The sequence below is a fragment of the Alkalibaculum sporogenes genome, from assembly GCF_009362815.1.
In the GTDB taxonomy this organism is placed as follows: domain Bacteria; phylum Bacillota; class Clostridia; order Eubacteriales; family Alkalibacteraceae; genus Alkalibaculum_A; species Alkalibaculum_A sporogenes.
In genome coordinates this window covers 114,174-133,142 of sequence record NZ_WHNX01000008.1, presented here as the reverse complement: position 1 = coordinate 133,142, position 18,969 = coordinate 114,174, and the positions used below count along the sequence as shown (strand labels likewise).

Genomic DNA, 18,969 nt, shown 5'->3' with positions numbered 1-18,969 from the left:
CTTATAAAAAACACATAAACCCGTCTAATATATGACGGATTTAATGTGTTAACAAGTCTCTAATACCAGAGTTTAAAATACGATAAACATGTTTCACAATTTTCTTATGGATTTTGAATCGTCGTACATTGTCTGCAGTTAGACATACTAATTAAAAAGTTCAGGGTAGAAACCTTTTGATAGTTTTTCTACAGTATAAGCCATTCTATTTCCTGGCAAAACGCTTTCTAATGATATTGAAATAAAACGTTCATTTTTCACACTATCTAGTTTTGAAAGTGTGGGGTCATTTTTAATCTCTTTAATTTTTTCCTCTAGAGAGGGTGTATCATAATCATGAATGACGATAACATCTGGATCCCTTGCCAAAACTTCTTCATAACTCACTGTTATCCATTGTTTCTCAGTAATATCATCAAAAACGTTTTTTCCACCTGCAAGCTCAACTAATAGTGTTTCAAAGTTTGTTCCACTACATGTAAACACGCCATCTCCACCACTGTCATAAACTAAAACCTTTACTGGTTCTTGCTCACTAACTTGATCTTGAACAGTTGCAATTCTACTTTTTTGTTCTTCTATAAATGCTTGTGCCCTGTCTTCGATTTGAAATATTTTTCCTATATGAGATATCTCTTCATATATTTCATCGAGAGTTGTTGCACTATTCATATATGTAGTAATTCCAAATTCAGTTAATTCTTCTAGCTCTAATCCGCTACCTCCGAATTCCCAATCGATACCGTATATAAAATCAGCACCACTAGTTAATACCGCATCCCTTGTAGCAGAACTATAATTTAGTTCTGGAATTTTTGCATAATCCTCTTCGTATTCTGGCAGAGCACCTCTGCTATGATTATCTAAGCTATTACCAATAATATAATCCGTTAATCCTAATGCTACAAATAGCTCACTGCAATTTGGTCCTAATGTCAAAACTTTTTGAGGTTTAGCTGTAACATTTACCTCTCTACCATAATTATCGAATGTTAATTTCTCATATTCTTGATTTTCTGGGTTTGCCGTTGTATCTTGGGCTCCATCGTTGCTCCCACAAGCTACAAATAATAACAATACACTTAGTAAAAACGATAGAATAATTGCTCTTTTTTTCATACTACTTTTTCCTCCCTTAATTGTTTTAAGTTATTAGGTAAATAGGTTATCATTACTTTTTGAGTAATAGGATGCACTCTTACATCTGCGTAAACTCCATAAACCTCATATATTAATTCTGGAGTTAGTATTTCATGTACCAAACCAGAACTATATACACTTCCATTTTTTAAGACATAAAGCCTATCACAATATAACGATGCCATGTTCAAATCATGAATAGCAGCTAATACAGTAATATTTAAACTTTTAACCAAGTCTAAAACCTGAAGTTGATAGCTAATATCTAAGTGATTTGTAGGCTCATCTAAAATTAAAAAGTCTGTCTTTTGTGCTAGAGCCCTCGCTATTATGACACGCTGTTTTTCTCCTCCAGATAAATTTCGAAACTGACGTTTTGCCATTGTATCCATCCCTACCTGTCTTAAAGCATTATGGATAATGTTTTTATCAATAGATGTAGCTCCATCAAATAATTTTTTATGTGGATTGCGACCCATAGATACAATCTCTTCTACTTTAAAATCAAAAGTAACTGAATCTTCTTGACCTACTACAGCGAGTTTTGTCGCTCTACTATTAGCCTTCATACAGAACAAATCATCATCATCTAAATACGCTACGCCTTTATTTGCTTTAAGCGCTCCATAAAAATTCTTAAGAATTGTAGATTTTCCGCTACCGTTTGGTCCAATAATACCTACAAATTCCTTGTTCTTTACATCTAGAGAAATATCATTGAGAATTATTTTATCACTATATGAAAAACCTACACTTTCTGCTTTTAATTTCATGTATTTACACTCCTATTCTTTTGATTTTCTTTTTAATAACCATATGAAAAATGGTCCTCCTACAAGAGCTGTTAAAACTCCTATAGGTAATTCTTCTGGCGCAATTAACATACGCGCAGCCACATCTGTCCACACTACTAAAATCCCACCTAAAATCACACAAAGTGGAAGTACCTTCTTATGGTCTGAGCCTACTAACAATCTACAGATATGTGGAACCATCAAACCCACAAAACCAATGGAACCACTCACAGCAATAGTAACCCCTGCCAGCAAAGATGCAACTAAAACCAACATTTTTTGCATTCTAGATACATTAACACCTAATGTTGCGGCTGTATCATCTCCCATAAGTAATGCATTTAATGCACGATGTTGAACCATTAGAAAAGTCATACTTATAAAAATCACTATAAGTGGTAGAGTAAGATATGCCCATTTGGCTCCTGCAAGGCTACCTGACATCCAAAATTGTGCATTATGTAAGCCCAAAGCATTTGGTGCACTTAGAGTAATAATCTTAGTAATTGCTTCCATTATCATAGAAATAACTACACCTGAAAGCAGCAATTGTTTAATGTCTATTCTTCCATTAACTCGAGAAATAGTATAAACAAGTGTAATGGAAATTGCCGCTCCAATAAATGCACTGAGAGATAAAGAATATACTCCCAAAAACGAAAATGTTCCGAACAACATTCCTAAAGTTGCAGTAGCAGAAGCACCAGAAGATACTCCTAAAATAAAAGGATCAGCTAAATGATTGCGTACAAGAGCCTGCATTGTTACACCAGTTACAGCTAATGAGGCACCTACCACAAAACCAAGAGCTACTCTTGGGAATCGAAGACCCCATACAATATTTTCTTGTAGCACAGTCCAATCTTGAATTATATAGTCATTTAAAAATGGTATTTTGCTACCAATTATTTTAGCAACTGTCTGTGCCGGTACATTAACAGGACCAATACCGATTGATATCAGTACAGTTGCTATTGCAAATAGAATTAATAAAAAGTAAATAGTTTTTGTGCTTATATGTATACGTCTCATCTTTATTCCTCACACTTGTGTTTTTATGATATACCTAAAAATTGCAATAAAAAAACATGAAGAATTACTCTGTAATATAGAGCATACCTTCATGGTAGTTAGCTAATAATTCTATTTTTTTTAGTTAAATAATAATTATATATTTACTGAATCTAACGATAATATGCAAATTTCCTTTGCATGTGTAAGTCATTCTTGACTTACACTTATTTTACCATTTAAAATTATATTAGTCAATTTAATTATGATTATTTTTTAACAATTATTTGAAGCAATATTTTACTGTATCCTGTACAATTTTAATCTACTAATTATAGTATATACAAATAAAAGATCACTCAATTACTCGATATTTAAAACTTATCAAAGTATATCTTTTCTAAAGGAATATCTTTTTCTCGTAATGCTTCAACTATGGAATCAATCATCACTGGACTTCCACATAGATAAGCTGAGTAATTCCCACCTTTTTCTATGTATTTATCAATAGACTTAGGTACTCTCCCTTTATCACCAGTCCATTCTGGAGATTCTTCTCTAGATAGAGTTGGTAAAAACTTAAAATCATATAGCGTATCTTCAAATCCTTTAAGTCGATCGACAAGTAACAAATCATCCATTGTTTTTGCACCAAAGAAAAATAACACTTCACGTTTAATATTATTCTCCTCTAAATACATTAATATAGACATTATAGGAGCTAACCCTGTACCTGCACCTGCTAATATCATAGGACCTCCGTCATCTTCATGGTAGTAGAAGTCACCATAAGGTCCATTTATATGGGCTTTATCTCCCTCTTTTAGATATTGATGAACATAGGTAGTTGTAATTCCACCTGTATATCCAATGAATAACTCTATTCCATGATTATCTTTAACAGACGATGCAATAGAATATGCGCGATAAACCTCTTCATCATTTCCTTCATAAGCAGGTGCCTTTAACTGAATGTACTGACCAGGTTTAAAAGAAATCTCCTCTTCTCCCAAGTCAAAACGCAGTTGTTTTATCGTAGGCGTTAACTGAACCATTTTTTCAACAGTTGTAGTGTATTCTTTTACTAGAAATAACTCTTCAGGGATCTCGATTTTGATATCTTCTTTCACCTTACATTGACAAGAAAGCCTTGTGTTTGCTGCAATTTCCTCTTCTGTTAACCATGGCTTTTCAGTAGCTAATACAGGCCCACCACCTTCTGTAATTACTACTTTGCAATAGCCACAAGAGCCTTTTCCCCCACATGCAGATGGGATAAATATCTTTTCTGACGTTAAGGTAGATAATAAACTAGTTCCCCCACTTACCGTATACTCTTTTTCCCTATTAATAGTTAAGGTTACTTCTCCATAATTGGCTATAGTTCGATCTGCAATGGTCAAGATAATTGCGAGAGTCGCTGTAATTATTGTAACGATTAATACTGTTAGAATTATAGTTTGCACTTGACCACCTCCTATTGTATTTGAACCATGCCGCTGAACCCTATGAAGGCTAGTGCCATAATACCTGTAATAATTAAAGTAATAGGTGTCCCTCGTAGTCCTTCAGGTATTTCATTATTTGAAAGTTTGGATCTGATACCAGCCATAGCTGTTATTGCAAGTAACCAACCCATTCCAGAACCCACGGCAAATCCAATAGTTTGAGAAAAATTATATTGTCTTGTAACCATAAATAGAGATACACCTAGAATTGCACAATTTACAGTTATCAATGGCAAGAAAATACCCAAGGCATAATATAGATTTGGTAAATAACGTTCTAAAATCATCTCAAGTAATTGAACATAAGCAGCGATGACTAAGATGAAAACTATGTACATCAAGTACTCTAATCCAAGGGGGTCAAGGATATACCAGTAAACAAAATAATTTAAAATTGTCGTGAAAGTTAACACTACCGTTACAGCAATACCCAGGCCTATTGCTGTAGGGATTTCCTTTGAGACAGCGATAAATGAACACATACCAAGAAAATTTGAAAATATCATATTGCTAGTAAAAATGGCTGCTATAAATATCACAACTGGATGTATATCGATCATTTTTTCTCAACCCCTTCTTTATTCTTTTTAATTATTTGATTGTTGGCAAACCACGTTATACACGCTAAGATGAAGAATGCTGATGGTGGCATTACCATAAATGTCCAACTCGTAAAGCCTTCAGGCATGATTGCAATATTAAAAATCGTTCCAAATCCAAATAACTCTCTAACTAAAGAAATTGCCATTAGTACGATAGTGTAACCAACGCCAACTCCAATTCCATCTAAAAAAGAAATAGTAGGCGCGTTTGATAAAGCAAATCCCTCAGCTCTACCCATAATGATACAGTTAGTAATAATCAATCCAACATAAGGCCCTAATGCAGCGCTCATTTCAGGCATATAGGCTTTTAAAAATATATCAACTATAATAACATAGGATGAAATAATTAATACTTGAATCATCATTCGAATATGTTTAGGAGTATGACTTTTTAATGTCGACACTGTAAGACTTGTAAATGCAGTAACAAAAGTAAGTGCGATTCCCATAATTAGTGAGTTCATCATTCGATTTGTCACAGCTAGAGCCGAGCAAATTCCAACCACCTGTATTAGTACAGGATTTTCAGTATATATCCCCTTATTAAAAACTTTTTTAACTTCTAGTTTCGTTGGCATCTAATCCACCTCCGCTGATTCAAAAAAATCTACTAAATTCTCATTAAGTATATTGACTACTGCTACAGAGGTTGATGTGGCTCCAGCTATAGCATCTACATTCCCATCAGGCGTAGATACTAAATACTTACCCTCAGTCGTGTCTAATTCAATATCTCGATACTGTTCCTTATAAGGTTCTTCAGATATTCGACCTCCAAGCCCTGGTGTTTCAGATTGAGTAATGAATTCTATCCCTATAATTTGTGTGAAATCATCATTGAGCCCAAGATATCCTATTATAGATCCCCACAATCCAGATCCTTCAAATCGAATTGCATAGCTTACTTCATCATTTCCTTCCATTAGAGCATACCCTGGATTGTCATCAAATTGTTTCTCTATCACTCGTTCATTAAAAATTTCTTCGATTTCTTGTGGATCTTCCCCTTCAGGTAAAATATCAAAAACGTATAGAATTTTGTGACGCAAATCATTTTCTTCGTTAAAGACAATTCTATCTATGGTAAAGTAGTTGAATGATGCAAGAACTGTAATAAATGTAATCGTAATAATAATCATATATAATACTGGATATGCAAATGACTTCTTCATGATGTCACCTCCATATTCTTCTTTTTCGCTTTTGATGCTTCATTAACAAAATAATCAATAATAGGAACAAATATATTTGCAATGAGTATGGCAAACATTACTCCGCCATGGAAAAGTGAAAGCCCACGAATAAGCACTGTGACTATTCCGATAAGACTCCCGTAAATCCATTTGCCTTTTTTTGTCCTTGCGCCACTAATAGGATCTGTTGCCATAAATACTGTTCCAAATAAGAAACCTCCTAATAGCATACCGTATATAGGATTAGCAATAGTTACATCCGTAAAATAATATAAAACTGTACTCGTAACTAAAAAACCTAAAATGGAACTTATCATTATTTGCCACGATGCAACCTTTTTATAAACTAAATAAATGGCTCCTAGAACAATTAACACCATAGATGTTTCACCTATTGAGCCAGGCACTATCCCAGTTATTAGGGAATAAATATCCGTTAGTTCGCCAGTGTTATTGAATAATATCATTGGCGTAGCCTCTGATACTACGTCAATTCCATTTGTTATGTATGTACCAAATCCCCCTTGAATACCAGATGCCACTTTATTCCATGAAATTGTTAAGGGTTCTGGAAAATTGACATATATAAATGCTCTACCTACAAGTGCTACATTAAAAACATTCCTTCCAAATCCACCAAAAACAAGTTTGCCAAAAAAAAGACCAAATATTATGCCTAGTGATGCAACCCAAAATGGTGTAGAGACAGGCAATGTCATTGTATAGAGAATACTCGTAACCAATACTGCTTCTGATACTTTTTTACTGCGCCTTTTTTCCCACAAATATTCTGTAATCGTTCCCATAATTATCACTATAGATAGTAGTAGCAGTACTCTTAGCCCGTAAAGGTATGTTGAAAATACAACTATTGGCAATAGTGATAGGAGAACTGTTCTCATCATTTTTTGAGTTATAAAGTATCTCTTCAAAAAGTTATTCAATTAATAAACACCTCCGTAATAGTATGCTATTCACATTATAGCTCTTAGCTCCCTTTTTCACCATAATAATACATATTTTTGTGCTAAATTGTTTTGTTTCTCAAATATATACAAAATTATACTTACCCTTAACTAAGAAAAAGTAACGATAAAAATTACTTTTCTTATTATTTTTGCAATTCCATATTTAAAATAACTATTGGTATTCATGCAACTACATCTTTACTAATATCACTCTCGATTCTTTCGGAACTCATCAAATCTTTTTTTTACATTAGCATCGTTTTTAAAAAATTCAATTAAAGTATTTAAATGAGCTATCGTTTCTGGGCTTAGGGAATGCTCAATTAGTTCAGTTTCTTCTATAGGTATTTCGCTTGATATAAGTGTTAAAAACTGCTCTACAATATCATGCCTATTAAGAAGATACGCTCCTATCTCCCTACCTTTTTCTGTTAATAAAATTATCTCATGGCGCTCGTATTTCAAAAATCCCTGATCAGCTAGTTTAAAAACCATCTTTGATGTTGAGGATGGTCTTACATGTAATAGCTCAGATAATTTTCCCACGCGAGCATAGTTCTCTTTTAGGCAAATTCTATAAGTCATTTCAAGATAGTCTTCCATAGCAGGTGTGAGCTGATTCTTTTCTTGTTTTGCAAGCTGATATCCACGTACAGTTCGAAACTGTGAATCTGTATTATTATTCTTCATATCATCAGTCCTTTTAAATTCTTTTTATTATTATATTCGTAACACTTTTAATTTAGGCTTCATATATTAGCCTAGGGAAACTAATTTTCTCTCGACTGTTATTAATCTAGCTCAATCTGAATTACCATAACAAGAATATATAACAATAATTTAAAAGGGGAATTAAATCATGTATCTAAAAACGAAATATCTATTTGGGATTATCTTAGTTATTCTGCTTGTATTTACAGGGTGCGCTAGTAGAACAAATACCAATACTAATGATAAATTAAATGTAGTAGCAACTACCACTTTGCTAGCTGATTTAGCCGACGTTATTGGTGGTGAGCATGTAAATGTAAATGGCTTAATGGGGCCTGGAATTGATCCTCACCTTTATCAGGCAAGCGCAGGTGACGTGACATTAATGCAAAATGCAGATGTAGTTGTATATAATGGGCTTCACCTTGAAGGTAAGATGGGTGAAATATTTGAATCCATTAAAGTACAAGGAAGTGAAGTCATTTGCATTGAGAATGGAATTAAGGAAGATGATTTATTACAAGATGAAGATGACTCAAATGTCTATGACCCACACGTATGGTTTGACGTATCACTCTGGAAAGATGCTGCAAGATTATTTGCACATGATCTATCAAAAATAGATCAACAACATGCATCAGATTTTAATGCTAATCTCGAACAATATTTACAAGAGCTTGACGAACTCGACCAGTATATTAAAAACAGAACCTCCGAAGTTTCGCAAGAGCAACGGGTACTTATCACAGCTCATGATGCCTTTCGTTATTTTGGCAAAGCGTATGGATTTGAAGTTATCGGACTGCAAGGTACTAGTACGGATACAGAAGCAGGAACATCAGATGTAAGTAGTTTGGCAGAGTTTATAACACAAAGAAAAATCAAGGCAATATTTGTTGAATCCTCTGTTCCTCCAAAAACTATTGAGGCCTTACAAGCTGCTGTAAAGGCAAAGGGCTTCGATGTTTCAATAGGTGGAGAGTTATATTCTGACTCCCTTGGTGGAGTTGAATCTGATGCACCAACTTATATTCTTACATTTAAATCAAATATCGATACTATAGTAGATGCTTTGAAATGAAGATTGGAGAGGTCAATATGGATCTAAAAACAAAATTAGAATACGTTATTGAAGTAGCCGATTTAACTGTTGCATATGATGTAAAACCCGTATTATGGGATGTGGATCTCAAAATTCCCAAGGGTAAACTTATGGCAGTGGTAGGTCCTAATGGAGCAGGAAAAAGTACATTGATTAAAGCCATACTAAATCTACTGATACCCATATCTGGTAATATTAAATTCATACAAAATAGAGCCGATACAAAATCCAATATCAAAAATCGCGTGGCATATGTGCCTCAAAGTGGCAATGTAGATTGGGACTTTCCATCGACAGTCTTAGATGTAGTACTTATGGGACGCTTTGGTTTGCTTGGTTGGATAAAACGTCCTGGTAAGGCAGATGTTGATATTGCACTGCAAACACTGAAAAAAGTAGGTATGGAGGACTATTCATCTCGACAAATTAGTCAGCTTTCAGGTGGGCAACAGCAAAGAGTATTTTTGGCTAGAGCTCTTGTACAACAGGCTGATATTTATTTCATGGATGAACCTTTTAAAGGTGTTGATACTAAAACAGAAAAAGCTATTGTATTGCTACTCAAAGATCTAAAAGATCAAGGGAAAACAGTAGTAGTGGTACATCACGACCTACAGACAGTTACTGAATATTTTGATTGGGTTACATTAATTAATCTCAGAGTAGTTGCTAGTGGACCAGTTGATGAGGTCTTTCATCAGGAAAATCTCAGACAGACTTATCGTAGTACAGGAATGCTTTTGAAAGGCATGGCTGTATAATATGGAATCTCTTATTTTGTTATTATCCGACTACACATTTCAAACAGTTGCCATAGGTTCTGCTATTTTAGGGCTTATTAGTGGAGTTTTAGGTACATTTGCAGTTCTAAGGAAACAAAGTCTCTTAGGAGATGGCGTTTCCCACGCTGCTTTACCTGGTGTTGTTTTAGGGTTTATATTAATTGGTAGTAAGAACACGGAATTTCTTCTTTTAGGTGCACTTCTATCAGGCCTTTTGTCAACACTTCTTATCACCACTATTGTAAAATATTCTCGAATAAAATTTGATAGTGCTCTCGCTCTAATAATGTCGGTTTTTTTCGGATTAGGCCTAGTACTGTTGACCTATGTTCAAAAAATCCCTAATGCTAATCAAGCTGGACTTAATCGATTCATTTTCGGGCAGGCTTCTTCTCTAATGAGAAGAGATGTAAACCTTATGATAATATGCGGATCAATACTACTACTATTACTGATTATTTTCTGGAAGGAATTTAAAATATTTACCTTTGATAGTGAATTTGCACAAAGCCTTGGATTCTCACCTAAAAAGTTGGATTTACTTCTTTCTTTAATGACTGTGACAGGAATCATCCTAGGTCTTCAAACTGTTGGGGTTATTCTTATGAGTGCTATGCTAGTAGCTCCTGCTGTTGCTGCACGTCAATGGACCAATAAATTATCGGTAATGGCTTTTCTTGGAGCAATCTTTGGAGCAATATCTGGTATCTTCGGAACAGCAGTAAGTTCATTTATTCCTAAACTTCCCACTGGTCCAACTATTGTTCTATTCGCTAGCCTTATAGTTCTTATAAGTATTTTATTGGCACCTGGACGTGGTATTTTACACCGTTTATATAGGCAAAAGCATAATAGGTCATTAAATATAGAAAGAAGGGCAGAAAATGACTCCACAATTTGAAATTCAATTAATTGCAGTGATAGTGGCTGTGGGTTGTGCTCTACCTGGCGTTTTTTTAGTCCTTCGCAAAATGTCTATGATGTCGGACTCTATTACCCACACAATTTTACTTGGCATAGTACTTGCATTTTTTATTACACATGATTTATCTTCTCCTCTTCTTATCGTTGGGGCTGCAATTATGGGTGTAGTAACAGTTTGGCTGACTGAAACACTGACTCGTACTAATCTACTTGCTGAGGACGCAGCCATAGGTATAGTATTTCCTCTATTATTTAGTATTGCCATTATTCTTATCACTCGTTACGCCGGATCAGTTCATCTTGATACAGATTCTGTTCTATTAGGCGAGCTGGCATTTGCTCCATTTAATCGAATGATTGTTTTTAATACAGACATAGGAGCAAAAGCTATATACACTGCTGGAACAATTTTAATTATTAACCTTGTAGCTATATTCTTATTTTTTAAAGAACTAAAACTTGTTACATTTGACCCTGTACTTGCAGCTGTACTTGGGTTTTCTCCTACTATGGTTCATTATGGCTTGATGACATTAGTATCGCTTACAGCTGTAAGTGCATTTGAAGCTGTTGGATCGGTTCTAGTTGTAGCCTTTATGATTGGACCACCAGTTACTGCATATTTGTTAACGGATGATCTTAAGTCTATGCTAATCATTAGTGTGCTTATTGGAACTATAAATGGTATTTTGGGTTATCAACTTGCAGCTATCTTTGACGTATCAATTGCTGGCAGCATGGCTACAATGACTGGTATACTATTTATTAGTGTCTTTATCCTAGCACCACATAGAGGTCTCCTCAGTATTTTTCGCAGAAGAAAGATGCAAAAGACTAAATTTGGCAAAATGACACTGCTTTTTCACCTTTTAAACAATGAAAGTAGTTTTATACAAGAACAAGTTAGTCAGATATGTATTGTTCAAAACCATTTAAATTGGAGTGACCATTTTATAAAAGATATTATTAACCGGCTACAGGGAGAGAATTGCATTGAGGTAGATGGTGTTTTTATTAAACTCACCGATAAAGGACGCAAGACTACTATACAGGAATACAATGAACTTTTTTCATAAACTCTACATTTTATCCCCCATTAACGACTCCCGTAGTAGGTTACGGGCTTCCAGCTTCTTTTAGTTGCTTCAAGCCTCGCCAACCCTGACCAGGGCAATACCATTCAATTTCGCTTACCTTTCAGGCAAGATAAATTTGGTATTGCTCTCACTTCAAGATTTCAAGGTAGTAAAGAAAGATAAGTGATGGATTAATTGCCTGTAAAAGTCGCGACACTCACCAAATGAAAGCAAACCTTTAAACTAACTACCTTATATAGTATAATATAAATATAATCTAATTCCAGCAAAGGAGAAAATTATGCGAATTTTAATTGACGCCGATGGTTGTCCTGTAGTAAATATCACTATTAAAATTGCCAACAAATTTAATATAGATTGCCTGATTTTATGTGATACTTCCCATGTGTTTGAAAGACCTGGTGCTCAAACTTTGACATTTGACAAAGGCGCAGATAGCGTCGATTTTGCATTGGTTAATTTAGTAGACAAAGGCGATATTGTGGTGACTCAAGATTATGGACTTGCAGCTATGTGCTTAGCTCGAGGCGCTGTCCCAATAAGCCAAGATGGCATGGAATATAACTCTAATAATATAGATGCTCTACTACATGCCAGGCATACAGCTAAAAAAATCCGAAATACAGGTAAACACTTAAAAGGTCCTAGTAAAAGAACTAAGGAACAAGATGATACTTTTCAGAATAATCTAATTAAATTGGTCAGTGTAATAAGTTGAATTTATTCTATTTTCTTGTGTAAATTGGTTTTTTTGAATCTAGGTATTTTTTCTTTGTAAATACTCAAACCTATTATTAATGATATCGCAAAAATTGGAACAAACACTTCATAACTAATGCTTAAATTCTCAGGAGTAAATAATGCAAAACTGTTATTTAACACATGTAATAAAATAGCAGGGTAAATAGATTTAGTTTTAACTGTTACATATCCAAAAGCTAAGCCTAATAGTAAGGTTGGCACTAAACGGACAAAATCTAAGTGAATAATTGCAAAAGCAATTGCTGTAATGATAACAGCCCATTTCGATCCTATTCTATTCTCAAGAGATCTCAAAGCGAATCCTCTAAACAATATTTCTTCACATACACCAGGCGTTAGCGCTATTATAAAAAATTTTGCTAATGGGGATAATAACTCTAGTTGCTGCTCTAATTCTAGCAAACTGGGTACTTGATCAACAAAAGGCAAAATAGATAATTGATAAATCATCGCTAGACTTAAAGCTGAAATCCATATCCATACTGCTCCAAAAACACCTCTTGCCGATGGTATATTTAGTCCAAGGGATTCTTTAGGTGAAGCCTTGAGATACCATATAATCGCAATAGGTAAGGCTGCAAAGATAAAATACTGATTAAATAAAAGATTTGTAAACATACTCATATGATTTGCCAACATAATACTCGAGTAGATAAACAGCACCGTTACAACTGCTAAACTTAAAAAAACATCTTCTGCTTCCATGAAAGTTGTCTTTTCTATGGCTGTTCTCTTTATTCTAAATGAAAATCCCTTTCCATTACTAAATAATATTTTCTCAGTCCCAAAAACCTTAAACATAAAAACTAAGCTTATAATAGAAAACAAAATATTTGTGACTAAGGTCACTCCAAACAAACTTAGGTTTAATTGATTCATAAATACAGACTTAATCAGTAGAGTTGTGTTTACAATTGGAATTAAACTATAAACAGTATTCAGCTCTAGTCCTGGGGTGCTTCCTATATATGCTGGTATCATAAATATAAAAATTAATGGAGTCATATAAGCATTAGACTCTTTATAGCTACTAGCAAACATTCCAACTCCTATACTAAGTGCTGCTCCTATAAATATAAGGGGAATGAGGTTAATAAATAGTGCCATAAAAGTAGTTAAGTCTACACTTACTAGCATCCCATTAGTATCCATAACATTCGTTAGCATAAACCATAATACACCTAGTGTTAATAACATAGATACTACACCAAACATAACACATGCAAATAGCTTTGCTACTATTAACTCAACTTTTTTAATAGGTATTGAAAAAATCGTCTCTAAGGTACCTGTTTCTTTTTCTGCTGTAGTCAACTCAACTGCAAAAGTCAATACGTACATTAATGAAAATAACGTGATAAGTAATGGTACAATATTGCCCATAGAATATCCAGAAAGTTCTTTTTGTGACGCTATGTCTTCCATAGTTAACTTTGCTGGATAGAGTTTTTCGAAATCTAACCCTTGCTTTTCTAATATTCTACTTTGCTGTTCTTTTTGATAATTCTCTATTGCTGGCAAGATTCTATCTCTAGCCATGATTCCTGAATTCCTACCAAAATCGTATTCTACAATAAATTGATGACTTTTATCATTTAAACTGTATCTTAAAATTAAGTCTACATCCTTATCTTCCTTTAAGATGTCTATCCGTCCATCTTGCCAGATTTCTTCATGTAAAGCTACTGGCAATTCACCTTCAATAAATATTTGACTTATAGCATTCTCCGATTCATCAGAAGTTATATCTGAAATTGCCATGTATCCAAAAAACAATACAGGTAGTAAAAGTACTGGAGCTAGGATTCCTATAAGAACTTTTTTATTTCTTAAAAGCGTAAGGGTTTCTTTTTTTATAATACTGATTATAGTTCTATAATTCATTAGCTTTTACCTCCAAAAACTACCCAATCTGATTGAAATAATTTATTCATCACATAAATACCAATACCTGAAACAGCTAAATTAATCCCCAATACTTTAATAGTATCAATTAGAGAGTAGCTACCTAAAAAAGCCTCTTTCATCAATAATAAAGCATTTGTAATCGGAATTGATAATGTGAGTGAGCTTGCTTCTAAGTTTGGGACTAATGGAATATAACATAAAGCTATGAATCCTATAAAAAGTACTGATCCATAAGATTGTGACTCCTGGTAAGTCTTCGAAATAAATCCTATACCTATAAAGACAGCACTAGTTAATATCATAATAGGTATTAACATTAGAAATAGATACAAAAACAATGGAAAAGAAATGCTAATACTTAATTCTGGTATATTCGTTGTTATTGCATATGCTAAAGGAAACAATGCCAAAATATTAATCATACCACTTAAAAGTCCTACTATGACACATGCAAGAAGCTTACCTATAATTACTTCGAAACGCTTTATAGGTACTGAAAAAATAGTTTCTAAAGTTTCTCGATCTTTTTCCCCAGCGCTTAAATCAGAAGAAATTGTATAAGTCCCTATGATACCATAAAGTACTATTAAAAGTGGGAAAATCAGCCCTAATGCCATGGCTATAACTCTACTCATCATATCGCCAGATATCTCTTCCTCTTGTATAGTAACGACATTTTCAAATTCATAGTCGATATTAGCTTCTTTTAATTGAGTACTCTTTATTGTTTCTTCATAATCTCTAAAATGTTCTTCTATTCTGTTAGCTGATTGTTGGCTAGGCTCAAGGGTAGAGTTGTAATGAACAGTATACATTTCACCACTTTTTACTGATTTAAAACTTATTCTAGCGTTTATATCTTCTAAACTCTGATAATCGACGTTAGGAGAAACTGTAGATACTCTAATGATCGGATCATCCTCTAACCTTACTAAAAAATCATGTGGCACATTATTATCAACTGCCAACAAGCTTTCATTTTTAGTTAAGTCAGACTGTACTACTTGAGAAAACCCCATATAAAATATTAATAGAATTGGATAAATTAATATGGGTATTAAAATAGTAATCAAAGTTTTTTTATCTCGTAATGTTGTTCGTAACTCTTTTTTTAATATTAAGTTAATTTTTTTCATAGGACAACACTCTCTTGATCAATGTAAAATAAAAATATATCGCGGATATTGCTCTTACCTGTTTTTTCTTTTAATTCCTCTAATTTCCCAATTTCAACTAATCTACCTTTATGAATAAGTCCAATACGATCACAAAGCAAATCTGCTTCTTCCATATAATGAGTCGAAAAAATAATCGTTTTGTTATTTTCTTTTTCTTTCTTAATAAAATCAACAATTGTACGACTAGTTAGAATATCTAAACCTAATGTTGGTTCATCTAAAATATATATTTTAGGGTCATGCATCATACATCTAGCAATTGATGTCTTTTGAACTTGACCTGTAGATAGCTTTTCTACGATTTTATCTTTAAATTCATGCATGTCAAGACTACTTAGTATTTCTTCTATACGCTGGTTCATGACCCTCTTATTAATATTATAAAATCCTCCAAAAAAACGCATTGTTTCTACAGGGGTAAGTTTTTTGTATAGTTTTGTATTCCCAGATAAGAATCCAATAGATTTTTTTACTTCCTCAGGCTGATTTTTTGAGTTGAATCCATTAATAGTAATATTCCCCTCAGTTTGACCCATTATTGTCGAAATAATTCTCAATAGTGTCGTCTTTCCTGCCCCATTAGGCCCTAAAAGTCCAAAAATTTCACCTTCATTTACATCGAAACTAATATCATCTAAGGCATAAATATCTCCACTTTTTTTATCGTAAAACTTCTTTTGAATATTTTCAACTTTTATCATGACTTTCCCCCCCTATCATTAACATTGTAACATATTTTTACAAATTTATCTTATTTTTCTGTAATTTACATCCATAATATGAGTAGGCTAATACCATTACTAACCACAGTACTCCTCCCATAACAATAATAGTATTTCCTGCATTCAAAGCCGCCTTAGCAATCATTCCAATTATCATAGTAGCTAAAAGTAAATACTTCATAATGTTAAAAGTCTTATACGCAGCTTGATAAGTTATCAGTTTTTCTGCTTCATCACAACTATCTATCCATTGATTTTGAAAGTCTAACTCTGCTGGATCACCCTTTTTCATTGGATCACCTTTTTTAATCTGATTTACTATTGATATTTCCATAAAAGATGAAAAGACCATAACAGTTACAAATACAATAACTGATGCTATAATAAATTGGTTTCTTCCATCAATAGCTATTCCAAACAGTATAAAACTCAAAATATAGTTTATTGAACAAAATGTTAATGCAATTGTTTGTTTAAGTTCTATCTTATCTGATAGTTCATCTACATCATTATCATCCTTTACCATTAATTTTTTTGCACTAATATAATTAACCAGTATCACTAATGCTGATAAAGTCCCTACCGCAATTTGAATTTGTATGATGTTATTAGCAATTAATTCAAATATATTTATAAAAACTTCTTTAAATTTCCCTATACCAATTGTTCTTCCTGCAAGTCCTCCTATTGCCCCTACAATTCCACCTAATACCATCCACATAATTATTTTTACATAGGAATTTTTTATTTTCATTCTTGTTCCCCCTCATTATAATTAAAGATATCTTCAACTAAAACGCTAAATATACTCGCAAGTTTCAAAGCTAGAGTTACAGATGGTGAGTAATCCCCTCGTTCTATAAGACTTATAGTTTGCCTAGATACCCCTGCCATCTTGCCTAACTCAGCCTGATTGTACCCTAATCTCGCACGATGTTCTTTTAAGTGATTTATTAGTGGCATTATTATCCTCCTTCTTGTTTGTGACAACATGTTATGTCATAATGACAATTTTATTTGTCATAATTAGATTACCACTGACAACTATATTTGTCAATGCATATTTTGTTAACTATTAACAACCAGTTTTCTTACAATAGCTTCTTCACCTCTAATTCAAGCATGTTAGTAAAATACTATCCCAAATAAGCTTTGCCACAAAAAAGTGTCTTCGATGCTTCCTTGTAAATTGAAAAACTTAAACCTTAACGGCAAGTGAACTTGAAAAAATCGTGGAAATAGTTTGTTATCTATTCCCACGATTCTTACTCACTTATTAATTAAATTAGGTTCATGTTTTACTTATACATAAGTAATTTTCATTACAAAATATACTTACTTCACAGTTACTTCAGTATCTTCTCGAACTATTTGAATAAAAGTAACACCTGGTTTAAAAGGAATTTCAGCACCATTATCGTCGTAGTAAATTGTTAATGAGTCTTCGTCCTTTCTTTCCCATCTACCTATTCGTTTAATTCCATCTGTAAAATATTCAGCCTCTCCACTTCCAATAAGATCAATATTTGTATATACAGTATCAGTAACTTTATAGTGAGGCGCATACTGTATAATTATATTTTTAACCACTAATTGATCGTTGCTCTCCTTATCCACCATTGGTTCTTCATTTATAAAACGATCATAATTATTATCATTGTATACATATTTAACATTATTATCTGATCTATAGGAAAAAGTAATCTCCTTTGCAGTATCACCTTCCATTTTAGCATTTTCTATAAAATAGATAGTTCGTAATTGGGGGCTGTAATTATTATATATATTTTCTATAGTGTATGTTAAATCAGTATAAGCATTATGTGGAGACTTCCTATCTTGGGCTCGTGAAAAAGAGCCACCACCTTTGTGACCATTTAGGCTCGGTGATTCAATACCAAGTTCTTCTTTAATTTGATATATATTTTGCCCTGGCTCGTATTCTGATCCACCAAAAAATGTATATAAATAATCCCACTCACTCCACAATTGTATTTGCTGTTTTCTTACGCTTCTAACAGGTCCAACTTTTTGTGGATACTCACTTAAGAAAAATGCTGTTAACCTTGTAATATTACTTTCTACTTCCATCTCATAGATTAAATCGGCTTTTGTTATTCCGCTCTGTGGTCTTGCACCAGGAGTATTCTCAATTTGAACTATAATTGCACGACCGTCTCCATTATGAGGTAGCCCTGTCAATGGCGAAAAACCTTCTGTAACATTTTTATAGTTCATTATTGGATCTGTAGTAGCTCCTGGGGTCTCACCAGGGGTTTGTGGTGTTGGTGATTCTGTTTTTTTTGAACATGCTGCAAATAATAATAGTAGTGTAAGTGTAATTATAAGTATATTAAATATTTTCTTCATATTCTTATTTATCTCCTTTCGTTTAAACTGACTTCAATAATTTTCTCTTATAAATATTATTTTAAATTGTTATGTGCTTTCATTAAACTACTTTGTTAAAAAAAGTAATGATTCCATTTAAATTGATTATATCTATCCCTTTTGTGTTAGTCAATAACATACCATTATTCAATCATTATAACCAATGAATCATA

Annotated in this window: 20 protein-coding genes; 5 read left to right on the top strand and 15 right to left on the bottom strand. The window is 33.3% G+C overall.

Annotated elements, in window-relative coordinates:
• Positions 1 to 147: 147 nt before the first annotated feature.
• From GC105_RS07135 to GC105_RS07095, 9 genes are all read right to left on the bottom strand, one after another.
• Entirely contained in the window at positions 148 to 1,119 is a 972-nt protein-coding gene (locus GC105_RS07135) for an ABC transporter substrate-binding protein (protein WP_152803134.1), read from the bottom strand.
• Positions 1,116 to 1,913, bottom strand: a complete 798-nt coding sequence (locus GC105_RS07130; protein WP_152803132.1) for an ABC transporter ATP-binding protein — start codon at positions 1,911 to 1,913, stop codon at positions 1,116 to 1,118. The genes GC105_RS07135 and GC105_RS07130 overlap by 4 nt, the downstream gene beginning before the upstream one ends.
• A gap of 12 nt (positions 1,914 to 1,925) precedes the next feature.
• Entirely contained in the window at positions 1,926 to 2,966 is a 1,041-nt protein-coding gene (locus GC105_RS07125) for a FecCD family ABC transporter permease (protein ID WP_152803130.1), read from the bottom strand.
• 353 nt (positions 2,967 to 3,319) lie between these two features.
• A complete protein-coding gene (locus GC105_RS07120) occupies positions 3,320 to 4,411 on the bottom strand; it encodes an NADH:ubiquinone reductase (Na(+)-transporting) subunit F (protein WP_343029979.1) in 1,092 nt (363 codons plus the stop codon).
• A gap of 11 nt (positions 4,412 to 4,422) precedes the next feature.
• Positions 4,423 to 5,013, bottom strand: coding sequence for an NADH:ubiquinone reductase (Na(+)-transporting) subunit E (locus tag GC105_RS07115; RefSeq protein ID WP_152803128.1), 591 nt, complete (start codon positions 5,011 to 5,013; stop codon positions 4,423 to 4,425).
• The gene (locus GC105_RS07110; protein WP_152803126.1) at positions 5,010 to 5,636 is read right to left on the bottom strand and encodes an NADH:ubiquinone reductase (Na(+)-transporting) subunit D; all 627 of its coding nucleotides are present in this window, start codon (positions 5,634 to 5,636) and stop codon (positions 5,010 to 5,012) included. Before GC105_RS07110 ends, GC105_RS07115 begins: the two co-directional genes overlap by 4 nt.
• Positions 5,637 to 6,230: an RnfABCDGE type electron transport complex subunit G gene (locus GC105_RS07105; protein WP_152803124.1), complete on the bottom strand. Its 594-nt coding sequence runs from the start codon at positions 6,228 to 6,230 to the stop codon at positions 5,637 to 5,639.
• Positions 6,227 to 7,195, bottom strand: a complete 969-nt coding sequence (locus tag GC105_RS07100; RefSeq protein ID WP_207706953.1) for an RnfABCDGE type electron transport complex subunit D — start codon at positions 7,193 to 7,195, stop codon at positions 6,227 to 6,229. The genes GC105_RS07105 and GC105_RS07100 overlap by 4 nt, the downstream gene beginning before the upstream one ends.
• A gap of 231 nt (positions 7,196 to 7,426) precedes the next feature.
• On the bottom strand, positions 7,427 to 7,909 hold the full coding sequence (locus tag GC105_RS07095; RefSeq protein WP_152803122.1) for a metal-dependent transcriptional regulator: 483 nt from the start codon (positions 7,907 to 7,909) through the stop codon (positions 7,427 to 7,429).
• Between the two features lie 169 nt (positions 7,910 to 8,078).
• On the opposite strand from GC105_RS07095, the gene GC105_RS07090 reads away from it, so the two are divergent.
• From GC105_RS07090 to GC105_RS07070, 5 genes are all read left to right on the top strand, one after another.
• Positions 8,079 to 9,011, top strand: coding sequence for a metal ABC transporter solute-binding protein, Zn/Mn family (locus tag GC105_RS07090; RefSeq protein WP_152803120.1), 933 nt, complete (start codon positions 8,079 to 8,081; stop codon positions 9,009 to 9,011).
• Positions 9,012 to 9,028: 17 nt separating this feature from the next.
• Positions 9,029 to 9,793 carry a metal ABC transporter ATP-binding protein gene (locus tag GC105_RS07085; protein ID WP_152803118.1) on the top strand — a complete coding sequence of 255 codons (765 nt, stop codon included), beginning with the start codon at positions 9,029 to 9,031 and terminating at the stop codon, positions 9,791 to 9,793.
• Between the two features lies 1 nt (position 9,794).
• Complete coding sequence (locus tag GC105_RS07080) at positions 9,795 to 10,715, top strand: metal ABC transporter permease (protein ID WP_152803116.1); 921 nt, start codon at positions 9,795 to 9,797, stop codon at positions 10,713 to 10,715.
• A complete protein-coding gene (locus tag GC105_RS07075) occupies positions 10,699 to 11,814 on the top strand; it encodes a metal ABC transporter permease (RefSeq protein WP_152803114.1) in 1,116 nt (371 codons plus the stop codon). Before GC105_RS07080 ends, GC105_RS07075 begins: the two co-directional genes overlap by 17 nt.
• Before the next feature lie 301 nt (positions 11,815 to 12,115).
• The gene (locus GC105_RS07070; protein WP_152803112.1) at positions 12,116 to 12,553 is read left to right on the top strand and encodes a YaiI/YqxD family protein; all 438 of its coding nucleotides are present in this window, start codon (positions 12,116 to 12,118) and stop codon (positions 12,551 to 12,553) included.
• A 2-nt stretch (positions 12,554 to 12,555) separates the two neighbouring features.
• Here the strand turns inward: GC105_RS07070 and GC105_RS07065 are convergent, their stop codons facing one another.
• The 6 genes from GC105_RS07065 to GC105_RS07040 form a co-directional block, all read right to left on the bottom strand.
• Positions 12,556 to 14,481 carry an ABC transporter permease subunit/CPBP intramembrane protease gene (locus tag GC105_RS07065; protein WP_152803110.1) on the bottom strand — a complete coding sequence of 642 codons (1,926 nt, stop codon included), beginning with the start codon at positions 14,479 to 14,481 and terminating at the stop codon, positions 12,556 to 12,558.
• Positions 14,481 to 15,641, bottom strand: coding sequence for an ABC transporter permease (locus tag GC105_RS07060; protein ID WP_152803108.1), 1,161 nt, complete (start codon positions 15,639 to 15,641; stop codon positions 14,481 to 14,483). Before GC105_RS07060 ends, GC105_RS07065 begins: the two co-directional genes overlap by 1 nt.
• On the bottom strand, positions 15,638 to 16,384 hold the full coding sequence (locus tag GC105_RS07055; RefSeq protein WP_152803106.1) for an ABC transporter ATP-binding protein: 747 nt from the start codon (positions 16,382 to 16,384) through the stop codon (positions 15,638 to 15,640). Before GC105_RS07055 ends, GC105_RS07060 begins: the two co-directional genes overlap by 4 nt.
• A gap of 37 nt (positions 16,385 to 16,421) precedes the next feature.
• Complete coding sequence (locus tag GC105_RS07050) at positions 16,422 to 17,159, bottom strand: DUF3169 family protein (protein ID WP_152803104.1); 738 nt, start codon at positions 17,157 to 17,159, stop codon at positions 16,422 to 16,424.
• Positions 17,156 to 17,368, bottom strand: coding sequence for a helix-turn-helix transcriptional regulator (locus tag GC105_RS07045; protein ID WP_152803102.1), 213 nt, complete (start codon positions 17,366 to 17,368; stop codon positions 17,156 to 17,158). Before GC105_RS07045 ends, GC105_RS07050 begins: the two co-directional genes overlap by 4 nt.
• Before the next feature lie 372 nt (positions 17,369 to 17,740).
• Positions 17,741 to 18,775 (bottom strand): DUF3048 domain-containing protein, encoded by a 1,035-nt coding sequence (locus GC105_RS07040; RefSeq protein WP_152803100.1) that lies wholly within the window; start codon positions 18,773 to 18,775, stop codon positions 17,741 to 17,743.
• Positions 18,776 to 18,969 lie beyond the last annotated feature (194 nt).